The organism is Corynebacterium sp. L4757 (genome assembly GCF_043673995.1).
Classification (GTDB): Bacteria; Actinomycetota; Actinomycetes; order Mycobacteriales; family Mycobacteriaceae; genus Corynebacterium.
Genome location: NZ_JBIMEN010000005.1, coordinates 119434 through 129911 on the forward strand (window position 1 = coordinate 119434; position 10478 = coordinate 129911).

Sequence of the window (10478 nt, forward strand, 5' to 3'; positions counted from 1 at the left end):
CATGACTGCTACACGTGATGGCGCTGCTCGCTTCGAAGCGCTCTTCTCTGCACTCGATGCTAAGAATGAAGGCGCCTTTGTTCCTTTCATCATGCTCAGCGATCCTAATCCTGAGGACAGCATAGAAATCATCCGCACGGTGATTGCCGCGGGCGCAGACGTCCTCGAGCTGGGCGTCCCATTCTCTGATCCTGTGGCTGATGGCCCCACGATTCAAGCATCCCACATCCGCGCTCTGGACAATGGCGCTACCGTCGATGGCTGCCTGAACCTGGTTCGCCAGATCCGCGAAGAGTTCCCCGACACACCAATCGGCATGCTCATCTACGGCAACGTTCCTTTCACCCGCGGACTTGAGACCTTTTACGAGGAATTTGGCGCAGCGGGTGCAGATGCCATCTTGCTTCCCGATGTCCCTGTCCGCGAGGGCGCCCCATTCTCAGCGGCTGCTGAGAAAGCCGGTGTCGCTCCAGTGTTCATCGCCCCTGCACGTGCCTCTGAGCGCACCCTAGAAGGAGTTGCAAAGTACTCCAAGGGTTATATCTACGCTGTCTCCCGCGACGGCGTCACCGGCACCGAGGTCGCATCGGAAACGCTCGGCCTGGATGAGGTAGTGGCGAATATCCATCGCTACAACGGCGCGCCAGCACTGCTTGGCTTTGGCATTTCCACCCCGCAGCACGTAGCCGACGCCGTGGCAGCCGGCGCTGCAGGTGCCATCACAGGCTCCGCAATCACCAAGATTGTCAATGGCTATGTTTCACGTGAAACCGAAGAATCGCCAGCCTCTGTCACCGACCTCGACGGTCTTAAGAAAGAACTCACCGAGTACGTCAGCTCCATGAAGGCCGCGACTAAGCGTTAGCCGCTGCCGCGTCGACTAGCGCACGGTACCCGGAAATAATCTTCTGTAATACTTGCGAATTCTGGGATCAAAATAGTCCCTGTTTCTCGCTCCCACCGCAAAGCGCGGGGAAGAGAAACAGGGACTTTTTCTTGCTTAGAAGCTCCGAGATTAAGGAAGTGGCAGACTAATTATCGCTGCGTTTTCCGGAGTCCGTGGGGTCTCCATGTGGATCGGAAGTAGACTCAGAACCGGAAGTCGCTTGAGAAGTAGATGAGACCGTCTCAGTACCTTCACCCTTATCGATGAACTCAGCTTCATAGCCGTCCTCACCAAGCAGGTTCTCTGGGTTATCCAGTTCATCAATCTTGTTCCGGGCAAAGCGATCCATGATCATCGCAATCGCACCATCACCGGTAACATTCGCTGCGGTACCGAAGGAGTCAACGGCGATGTAGGCAGCGATCATGAGTGCAATCATCGAGTCATCGAAGCCCATCATGTCACTCATCAGACCCACCGCAACCATCACTGCACCGCCAGGAACACCTGGAGCCGCAATCATCATAATGCCCAACAGGAAGATGAAGCCCATGACAACACCTAAGCCAACGTTCAGATTTGCAAGATAGACAACCGCGAAGCCATAAAGCGTCAGCTTGATCATTGAGCCGGAGAGGTGAATAGTCGCGCACAGTGGGATAACGAAGCCAGCGATCGGCTTAGAGATTCCATTATTCAACGCAGAACGGTGGGTGACCGGAATGGACGCGGCGGAAGAAGAAGTACCCAGTGCGGTGAAGTAAGCAGGCAGCATAGTCTTCAGTGCCTTGAATGGGTTCTTACCCGTGATTGCGCCAGCAATACCGTACTGGAGCACGACATAGAGAATGGTCATCACGACAGAGAGGACCAGAACCTTGGCGAAGGCCGAAAGGACATCCATCAGGTTGCCATTCATGCCTAGGCCTAGGAACATGCCGAAGATATAAATCGGCAGCAAAGGAATCACAAAGCCCCAAATGACCTTGATGACGATTGCTTCCAGCTCTTTCGACGCCTTGTAGATGGTATCTGCCTTCACGGCAGTCATCGCGACACCAATACAGAATGCCAGTAGCAGGGCAGTCATCACATCGAATGGGGCCGGCATTTCAACCTCGAAGAAAGGTGCAACCGCACCTTCATCGATATCAGACACATTGAGATTTAGGGACTGGTTGCCCAAAAGAGTTGGGTACAACGCTTGCGCCGTACCGTAGGCGAGAAAGCCGGCAATGATGGTGGAGCCATAAGCTATCACTGCGGTAAACCCAAGCCACTTTCCTGCGCCTTTGCCCAAACCAGCAATTGCCGGTGCAATCAGGGCAAAGATCAAGACAGGAATGAAGAAGTTCAGGAAGTTACTGAACAGACCATTAAATGTCGCGAAGGTACGGCCCAACCATTCAGGGGCGAAAAGACTCACGATGATGCCAAGAATGATCGCAATGATGATCTTGAACAACAGCGAGTCCGTCACTTTAGACTTAGACATCGTTTTCAATTCTATGAACGAGGAGCCACGCCGGTGGTCCACCAGAGCGCGGCAATTGACAAGGATTTGTCGCTGCGGCAGCTCATACCTGTCCCGCGACGCGCAACTATGGTATCCCACTCATAGCTGTTTCTAATAGCCTCTAGTTGGGTATTTACCCTCATTCGGGATTAGAATACGGTTTATGGTCGCTGTCGGAATAATCTTCCTTATCATTTCCCTGTATTGGCTGGTCTTTGGTGGACTCGCCACCGCCCGCCGTCTTCCGGGCAATAAGTATTTCGGGCTCCGAATTCCAGATGTTCGCCGCTCTAAGGAAGCATGGGATGGCTCCCACGTCGTTGCCGGTCCCGTATGGATTCTGGCGGGCGTCGCCTTCCTCTTCGGCGGTTTGGCTGCTTTCCGCGCCAGCGGTTGGCTGTGGCTCATCCCGGTAGCCACCGCCATCATTGGCTTCATTGCTATCTCCGTTGGTTCAAACTTGGGAGCCCGCGCGGCACATCTCTACACGCTCAAGGCACGTGAAGAAGACAGCGGATGCATCTCCGAAGGTGGCTGCAATTGTGGTTCCGGCGGCTGTGGCTCTGCAGGAGACACACCTCAGGTCGATATGGAAGCCCTACGTGACGCTGTAAAGAACGTTGATAACCCCAAGTAGGCTCTCATAATCTCCCTACCCTCAAGGCCCGGTACTTCGGTACCGGGCCTTTGTGCTGGTTACGGACCTACAATCCCCAGAATCAAGTGTCGGAATTATGTTCTAATGACATAGGCTAGTTTCTGACTAAAATGTGTGTCACATCTCAAAATGGGATGCCGAAGGGATCCACCTGCTGCCTTTGGACAATAGAAATATTGATTCTGAAAGGAGTGGCCACATGACCACTGCCGCACCCGAACAATTTACCGCCGCCGTTGTTGAAAAATTTGGCAACGACGTAACAATCAAAGACATCGACCTCCCTGAACCCGGGCCAAACCAAGCACTAGTGAAGGTGCTAACTTCCGGTATCTGCCACACCGATCTCCACGCACTGGAGGGGGACTGGCCCGTTAAACCCGAGCCTCCATTCGTGCCAGGCCATGAGGGAGTGGGCGAGGTGATTAAGCTCGGCCCAGGCGAGCATGACGTCGCAGTTGGTGACATCGTGGGTAATGCTTGGCTTTGGTCGGCATGTGGCACCTGCGAATTCTGCATCACCGGTCGCGAGACCCACTGCCCAGATGCTGAATACGGTGGATACACCGCCAATGGTTCTTTTGGACAATACATGCTCGTTGACACCCGCTACGCTGCACGCATACCGGAAGGCGTTGACTACCTGGAAGCTGCTCCGATTCTCTGTGCAGGTGTGACAGTCTACAAGGCTCTAAAGTCTTCCGAAGCCCGTCCGGGTCAGTTCGTTGTCATTTCGGGTATCGGCGGTTTGGGCCACATTGCTGTTCAGTATGCCAAGGCCATGGGCCTGCGCGTCATTGCGGTGGACATCGCAGACGAAAAGCTCGAACTCGCAAGCAAACTGGGAGCTGAATTCACCGTGAACGCGGCGAATGACGATCCAGGCGAAGCCGTTCAGAACTACACCGATGGCGGCGCTCATGCCATCGTGGTCACCGCTGTTCATGAGGCAGCATTCGGTCAGGCATTGGCGATGGCCCGCAGCGCCGGCACCATCGTGTTCAATGGCCTGCCTCCAGGAGAGTTCCCTGCATCCGTCTTCAACATCGTATTCAAGGGTCTGACTATCCGCGGCTCCCTGGTGGGCACCCGCCAGGACATGGCAGAGGCCCTCGACTTCCTTGCACGCGGTCTGGTCAAGCCCACCGTTGCGGAATGCTCACTCGATGATGTCAATGACGTATTTGAACGCATGCGCAATGGAAAGATCGACGGCCGTATCGCAATCCGCTACTAAGTCCGCTCTCCACGATTGCACTTAAGTAATCACAGCGAAGGGCCACTCCCACAAGCCGTCACACCGGGAGTGGCCCTTCTGTATGCAACTCTGGACTCCCACGCCCACATTTCCATTCAAAATCTAGTTTGGAAGTAGGGGAGTGATTCGCGCACACTAACGTCACTGTGACGTTAATCAATGTGTAGTGCCGACCTCGCTTAAGGAAGTCGAAATTGTAGATTTTTCGGTTCGTCTAACCTGTCCCGAACAATATTCAATGGACACAACCCAAGATTAGCCCCAGCCGTTAATTTATTTGGCTGACCATCTTGAAAATCTACTAAGTATCTATTGAGCGAAGATATAGTTGATGTAATCAATTAAGGCGATCGTCTACCATGTGGTAGATCCGCAGTCGTGGAGGGTAATCATCTTTGTCGAAACGATCTTTACCGCCGTGGCGCTCCTAGCGAATTTCGATCACAAAAAGTCATTGACACGCCGGGAACTTAAAGAGATTTCCTCTAACACTACACCAGTAGACCCCTTGTGCAACAGTAGTGCTCTTGGGAAAGGGATCTCGATGAATAGGCGTGCTGAACCTCTATGCACAACGGTAAGTAGCTGCCAATTGCCTGAGCATTCAAAATTTGACAAGACATAGAGCGAGCAATCAGGAAGAATAGGAGGCATGAATAAATCTGCAGCCATTACAGCACTAGCCGTATCCGCACTCACGCTCGCGTCCTGCTCTTCGGAAGCGCCTAATGACGCCGTAGTGGAGGATGACACCACTCAAACGACTACTGAGCCAACCACCGATGATGCCGATGGTGGTGCAGCGGGGGAGAGCACCGCTGAACAGACTGCTACGGATGATTCAGCAGAATCTATTTCCGAGAATGCCTCGGGAGCTAACAATGGCTCCCGCCGCTTTGATGAAGCCGCTCTAAAGGGTGAATTAGAAGGCTTGGGCTATACCTGTGATGATGACGATGACTGCCAGAAGACAGACGGCGCAATCATTTATGACATCGATGTAGATAATGATTCGGTCGATGTAGAAGTTCAAGGCAACAATGACCTGGATCAGCACTTTGAGACCATCCTTTCGGACGTCGGAACAGCCTTTGGTGATTGGGACTTCGGCGGTGCATCCTGGGATGAGATTGAAACTTGGGCATTAGAAGCATCTGAAGACCAAGAAACCGTAATTGGCAATGTGGAAGTTGACCATGACCGCGGTGAAGATGACGGTATCCCAACCCGCGATCTGAGCATCGAGCTTCAAAATAGCTAATAGGGCATAGACTGCTCATTTATTCGCTCCCCGTTACTTGTGCATCTCACCTACGAATGTGACGGGGAGTTATTTAATCTGAGGACAAAACACAGCTAGTGCGTAAACTAGCACTCATGCTTGAGCGCTTGAAAAAGGTTGACCCTCTTATTGTCCTGATTATCCTCGCGGTGATCATCGCTATCATCGCACCCGCGAGGGGAACATTTGCAGATGTGTTCTCAACGCTAACCAGTATCGCTATTGCGGTGCTGTTCTTTCTTTATGGCGCAAGGCTCTCAACGCAGCAGGCACTGGATGGGCTAAAGCACTGGAAGCTGCATTTAACCATTTTGGCGTTTACGTTTGTGCTTTATCCCATCGTCGGCCTATTGCTGCGGCCACTAACACTGGTGGTCTCAGAAGACATTTACTTAGGTATTCTCTTCCTCACCCTGGTGCCATCCACAGTGCAATCATCGGTGGCATTTACCTCGATTGCGGGCGGCAATGTCGCTGGCGCTATCGTCTCGGCGTCCGTATCAAACTTGGTGGGCGTCTTCGCCACCCCGGTGCTCGTGATGTTGCTGATGGGAGCCAGCGATGGCATCCATATTGATGCCTCAGTCTTTGGTGAAATCGCTTTGCAGCTCCTGCTGCCATTCATCTTGGGTCAGCTACTGCGCAGGTGGGTAAAAGACTTTGCGGCCAATAAGGGCACCAAGGTTGTTGACCGTGGATCAATTGCGATGGTGGTGTATTCAGCCTTTTCTTCCGGCATTGTGGCTGGTGTATGGAGCCAGATCAAAGTGTGGGAAGTCATCTTCCTTATCGTCTTCTCCGCCGTCCTCGTCGTAGTCATGCTGATGCTGACCCGATTCATTAGCGATAAGTTGGGATTCGACCGTGGCGACCGTATCGCGTCTGAATTCTGTGGTTCAAAGAAGTCCCTGGCAACAGGCCTGCCCATGGCATCAGTCATGTTCGCATCAGGTGCGACACCACTGGGCTTAATCATCTTGCCATTGATGATTTACCACCAAGTACAGCTAATGATCTGTTCTTGGCTGGCAGCACGCTATGGACGTGAGGCGACGGACCAGAACGCATCGTAACCCTTTAGATAGACTAAAACACCATGGAAACAATTCACTACGTACGCACCACTCTCTCGGTTCCTGGCGCTGGCATGGCAATCCACATCGCTGAGCTAAAAGAACTCAATAGCCAGATGTGCGAAATGATTCGACTCATCGCCCTCGACCCTAATAATTCCATCGTGGGCGCTGCACACGGCGATGTTCGCGAGGGCAATATCGATATGCCAACCAAGCAAGTTCCACACCCATCCACGTATGACCAGTTCCCAGATATCGATGCCACTTACATCGATCAGGCCGAGTTTGACGGCCTCTGGACCGAAGCCCAAGCAATCTTCCCCAACCTCTAGCCATTCAAAAGTGGGAATGAATGTTCATTGTTTCATTCTGGAGCACTCTGTAGCATAGATTCCTGACGTTGTATGGCCAGCTGAAAGGTAAAAATGCTCGGCACTCTGGTATCTATTATTCCTCTGCTTGCCGGGCTCCTCATCCTGGTGTGGTTCGGAAACCGAATCAATGGAATCTATTTCGAACTCAAGAAGATCCGACAACAGCTGGAAAAGAGCAACCAGGAACAAAACTGAATACCAAAAATGCCCTTCTATGTTTCACGTGAAACATAGAAGGGCATAATCAGTTTTATGTTCTTTAGGCGACTCCTAAAAGACCACATTCACCAGAATGATGTAGGCGACAGTGCCGCCCACAATGGACAATCCGGTATCGCGGCGCCACAGGTGTAGCAACAGGGTAATCGCCACAGCGATTGCCACCGATAGGGAACCGCCGGGCATCTCCAGCTGGCCGTACCAGGTGTAGACCACGAGGACGGTCATCACGCCCACAGGCATGGTGCGGCCGAGCACAGACATGAACTCACTGCCCTTGAGGTACTTCAACAAGCTAAATGGCAGTGCGCGCAGTGCAACGGTGACAACGAACATGGGGATGAGCACAGCGAAGACCATGCCGGGAGTTACGCCATTAGGCATTTGTTCCTCCCTTCCGCCATTCCATCTTCTGATCGATTCTTGGGGAATAGAAGCGAATGAGAAGCACCACGAGGTATGCAGAAAGTGCGACCATCAAAATCTGATTAGGGAAGAAGACCGCTGCCACAATGCCGAGGAGACCGGCAGAAAGCGGAAGAGAAAAGTCTGGGTAGTTCTTAAATGAATCCACCGCCAAGACAACAAAGAGGGCAACAAGAGCGAACTCCAGACCCTGAAGACCTGATGGAACAATCTGACCCGCTAAAGCGCCCACAATGCCGCCGCCGACCCAGGCTGCTTGGCAGAGAATCTGAATCGCTAGAATCCGAGGACCAGATAACTGCTCATCACGGGGCAGGGCAGAGACAATGGCATAGGACTCATCAGTTAGCGCATAGGTGGAATAGACCTTACCTGCAGAAGAATCAATGCGGTGGCGGGGAAAGGTGAGCCCATAGAAGAGGTGGCGGAAATTCACCATGAACGCAGTGACAATTGAGGCGGTGACGCTGGTGCCGGACAGCACCATGGGAATGGCCAGAAACTCCATCGAACCCGCGTAAATGACAACGGAGAAAATTGGTGTCCACCACCAATCGAAACCTGTCTGCACCATCAGGAGGCCAAAAGCCAACCCCAAGGGGATAAGACCCAGGCCAACCGCCCAGGAATCTTTGATCCCCTTCTTTATTTCCTCACTTTGCATGAGGGATACCTTATCAGCACAAAACTAAAATAGTGGGCTTAGATTCCAGAAGGAAAATAAGCCCACAACATGGAGGTTTAACTAGTTTGGTCCTAGTTTGAATCGAGGTCCTCAGGGAAGGTCGCGTATAGCGGAAGCGGCATGTCCTGGCGGCGCATCACATCACCCCACAAGTCAGCGGAACCCGGGGTAATCACGTCCTGGGGCAGTGCCGGGGTGACAAACCAATCGCCGCGCTCAATTTCATTATCGAGCTGACCCGGGCCCCACTCGGCATAGCCGGCGAACAGCCGCAGGCCATTAACATAATCGGCGAGGTCTTCTGGATCCGCACGCATATCCACGTGCGCCAAACGCGGAGCCAAGCGGTTGAGTTGCGGGTGGGAATCAATATCCACGCCCGTTTTGGTCATGGCCAAACCCACCACGGATTGCTGATTGAGTGGGCCACCAATGTAGAGCGCCTGTGGCTTAGCCACAACAGGCAGCCAATCCGGCAGGACATTAAAGACCGCGACATCACTTCGGGAAGTCAGAACGACGCCGAAGCTCATCGCGGGGGAGTGATCCACTATGAGAACCACTGAGCGTGAGAACGATGGTGAGGGAGCCCCAGGGGCAGAGATCAACAACTGACCGGGCGCTGGTTCATTACGCTCAAGGGCGTTAAATAATCTATCGGCGTACATTACTGTCTAGACTCCCACCACTCTTGTAACTTCGCAATAGCAACGTCTCGATCCAGCGGGCCGTGCTCAAGGCGCAGTTCTTTCATAAAGGCCCACGCTTTACCAACATCAGGACCGGGCTTGAGATCTAAAATCTCCATGATTTCATTGCCATCTAAATCTGGGCGGACCGCAGCAATGCCTTCCTTCTCTTGAATGTCAGCAATGCGGTCTTCTAGATGATCATAGGTACGTTGCAGCCTTCGCGCTTTGCGCTCATTGCGGGTCGTGCAATCCGCGCGCACCAGCTTGTGCAGACGCGGCAGCAAGTCACCCGCATCATTGACGTAGCGGCGCACAGCCGAATCAGTCCACTGACCTTCCCCGAACCCATGAAAACGCATGTGCAGGCGCACCAGCTCGGAAACATCTTGGGTGGTGGCCTTCGGGTACTTCAATTGGCGCATGCGGCGACGGGCCAGCTTCGCACCCACTACTTCATGCTGGTGGAAGCTCACCTTGCCGTCCGTCGTATCACGGGTATCCGGCTTGCCGATGTCATGCAGCAATGCCGCCCAACGCAGCACCAAATCCGGGCCGTCGTCTTCCTGGTCCATTGCTTGACGCAGCACGGTCAAAGAGTGCGCGTACACATCCTTGTGCTGCGCATGCTCATCAGGAGCCATCGCCATTGCTGGAATCTCAGGGAAGACAATCTCTGCCAAACCGGTTTCCACCAGCAAGTCAATGCCATCCCAGGGAGCTCGACCCAAGATCAGCTTATCCAGCTCGACCTGGATACGTTCAACCGTAATACGGCGAATCTCTTCCGCCATCTCAGTCATCGCTTGACGGACGCGATCACTGACCCCGAACTCCAACTGGGAGACAAACCGAGCAGCGCGCAGCATGCGCAGCGGATCATCACGGAAAGATAATTCCGGTGCAGCTGGAGTATCCATGATGCGCTGCTCTAAGTCCTTGAGCCCCTCCATCGGGTCATGGAATTCACGTGTGCCATCGGCACGCAGCTCAATCGCCATGGCATTGGCTTTGAAATCGCGGCGAATGAGGTCTTCGGCAAGCGTATCGCCAAAAGTGACCTCGGGGTTGCGGCTATCGCCATCATAAAGATCGGCGCGGAACGTGGTGATTTCAATTTGCTGTCCCTTATAAACAGCCGAAACCGTACCGAATTCAATGCCGGTATCCCACGTCTTCTCAGCCCAGGAATCCAAAATCTCATGCACTACCTGGGGACGAGCATCCGTGGTGAAATCCAGATCATTGCCCAAACGCCCCAACACGGCATCACGGACTGAACCGCCAACCAAATAAAGAGAATGGCCGCGATTAGAGAACTCTTTAACGAGACCGGATAAAAGATCACTTAAGCCTGCAACGGTCGTGTCTGCGCGAGCAAGAAGCCCCATTAGCTGAGTGTCCTGTAA

11 protein-coding genes are annotated in these 10478 nt (G+C 53.2%); 6 read left to right on the forward strand and 5 right to left on the reverse strand.

The features are described 5' to 3' along the window. The first annotated feature begins 1 nt into the window (after position 1). Complete coding sequence (gene trpA / locus ACG98I_RS07715) at positions 2 to 865, forward strand: tryptophan synthase subunit alpha (protein WP_394719762.1); 864 nt, start codon at positions 2 to 4, stop codon at positions 863 to 865. 166 nt (positions 866 to 1031) lie between these two features. Here trpA and ACG98I_RS07720 read toward each other — a convergent pair whose 3' ends face one another. After that, positions 1032 to 2381, reverse strand: a complete 1350-nt coding sequence (locus ACG98I_RS07720; RefSeq protein ID WP_394719764.1) for a dicarboxylate/amino acid:cation symporter — start codon at positions 2379 to 2381, stop codon at positions 1032 to 1034. A gap of 184 nt (positions 2382 to 2565) precedes the next feature. On the opposite strand from ACG98I_RS07720, the gene ACG98I_RS07725 reads away from it, so the two are divergent. From ACG98I_RS07725 to ACG98I_RS07745, 5 genes are all read left to right on the forward strand, one after another. Next, positions 2566 to 3039, forward strand: a complete 474-nt coding sequence (locus ACG98I_RS07725) for an SdpI family protein (RefSeq protein ID WP_394719765.1) — start codon at positions 2566 to 2568, stop codon at positions 3037 to 3039. A 220-nt stretch (positions 3040 to 3259) separates the two neighbouring features. After that, the gene (adhP, locus tag ACG98I_RS07730) at positions 3260 to 4297 is read left to right on the forward strand and encodes an alcohol dehydrogenase AdhP (RefSeq protein WP_394719767.1); all 1038 of its coding nucleotides are present in this window, start codon (positions 3260 to 3262) and stop codon (positions 4295 to 4297) included. Between the two features lie 673 nt (positions 4298 to 4970). After that, entirely contained in the window at positions 4971 to 5579 is a 609-nt protein-coding gene (locus ACG98I_RS07735) for a hypothetical protein (RefSeq protein WP_394719768.1), read from the forward strand. Between the two features lie 116 nt (positions 5580 to 5695). Continuing rightward, positions 5696 to 6673 carry a bile acid:sodium symporter family protein gene (locus ACG98I_RS07740; RefSeq protein WP_394719939.1) on the forward strand — a complete coding sequence of 326 codons (978 nt, stop codon included), beginning with the start codon at positions 5696 to 5698 and terminating at the stop codon, positions 6671 to 6673. Between the two features lie 23 nt (positions 6674 to 6696). Then, a complete protein-coding gene (locus tag ACG98I_RS07745) occupies positions 6697 to 7008 on the forward strand; it encodes a hypothetical protein (RefSeq protein WP_394719770.1) in 312 nt (103 codons plus the stop codon). Between the two features lie 312 nt (positions 7009 to 7320). Here ACG98I_RS07745 and ACG98I_RS07750 read toward each other — a convergent pair whose 3' ends face one another. The 4 genes from ACG98I_RS07750 to ACG98I_RS07765 all read right to left on the reverse strand — a co-directional run bounded on the left by ACG98I_RS07750 (position 7321) and on the right by ACG98I_RS07765 (position 10460). Next, entirely contained in the window at positions 7321 to 7653 is a 333-nt protein-coding gene (locus ACG98I_RS07750; RefSeq protein ID WP_394719772.1) for a branched-chain amino acid transporter permease, read from the reverse strand. Continuing rightward, positions 7646 to 8359: an AzlC family ABC transporter permease gene (locus ACG98I_RS07755; RefSeq protein WP_394719773.1), complete on the reverse strand. Its 714-nt coding sequence runs from the start codon at positions 8357 to 8359 to the stop codon at positions 7646 to 7648. The genes ACG98I_RS07750 and ACG98I_RS07755 overlap by 8 nt, the downstream gene beginning before the upstream one ends. A 92-nt stretch (positions 8360 to 8451) precedes the next feature. Then, positions 8452 to 9048, reverse strand: coding sequence for a YqgE/AlgH family protein (locus ACG98I_RS07760; protein ID WP_394719775.1), 597 nt, complete (start codon positions 9046 to 9048; stop codon positions 8452 to 8454). Continuing rightward, entirely contained in the window at positions 9048 to 10460 is a 1413-nt protein-coding gene (locus ACG98I_RS07765) for a CCA tRNA nucleotidyltransferase (protein ID WP_394719941.1), read from the reverse strand. Before ACG98I_RS07765 ends, ACG98I_RS07760 begins: the two co-directional genes overlap by 1 nt. Between the last annotated feature and the right edge of the window lie 18 nt (positions 10461 to 10478).

What these genes read in the sequence shown, in the direction of transcription:
- trpA (WP_394719762.1), top strand. Translation starts at nt 2, where the DNA reads ATGACTGCTACACGTGATGGCGCTGCTCGCTTCGAAGCGCTCTTCTCT.
- ACG98I_RS07720 (WP_394719764.1), bottom strand. Translation starts at nt 2,381, where the DNA reads ATGTCTAAGTCTAAAGTGACGGACTCGCTGTTGTTCAAGATCATCATT.
- ACG98I_RS07725 (WP_394719765.1), top strand. Translation starts at nt 2,566, where the DNA reads ATGGTCGCTGTCGGAATAATCTTCCTTATCATTTCCCTGTATTGGCTG.
- adhP (WP_394719767.1), top strand. Translation starts at nt 3,260, where the DNA reads ATGACCACTGCCGCACCCGAACAATTTACCGCCGCCGTTGTTGAAAAA.
- ACG98I_RS07735 (WP_394719768.1), top strand. Translation starts at nt 4,971, where the DNA reads ATGAATAAATCTGCAGCCATTACAGCACTAGCCGTATCCGCACTCACG.
- ACG98I_RS07740 (WP_394719939.1), top strand. Translation starts at nt 5,696, where the DNA reads ATGCTTGAGCGCTTGAAAAAGGTTGACCCTCTTATTGTCCTGATTATC.
- ACG98I_RS07745 (WP_394719770.1), top strand. Translation starts at nt 6,697, where the DNA reads ATGGAAACAATTCACTACGTACGCACCACTCTCTCGGTTCCTGGCGCT.
- ACG98I_RS07750 (WP_394719772.1), bottom strand. Translation starts at nt 7,653, where the DNA reads ATGCCTAATGGCGTAACTCCCGGCATGGTCTTCGCTGTGCTCATCCCC.
- ACG98I_RS07755 (WP_394719773.1), bottom strand. Translation starts at nt 8,359, where the DNA reads ATGCAAAGTGAGGAAATAAAGAAGGGGATCAAAGATTCCTGGGCGGTT.
- ACG98I_RS07760 (WP_394719775.1), bottom strand. Translation starts at nt 9,048, where the DNA reads ATGTACGCCGATAGATTATTTAACGCCCTTGAGCGTAATGAACCAGCG.
- ACG98I_RS07765 (WP_394719941.1), bottom strand. Translation starts at nt 10,460, where the DNA reads ATGGGGCTTCTTGCTCGCGCAGACACGACCGTTGCAGGCTTAAGTGAT.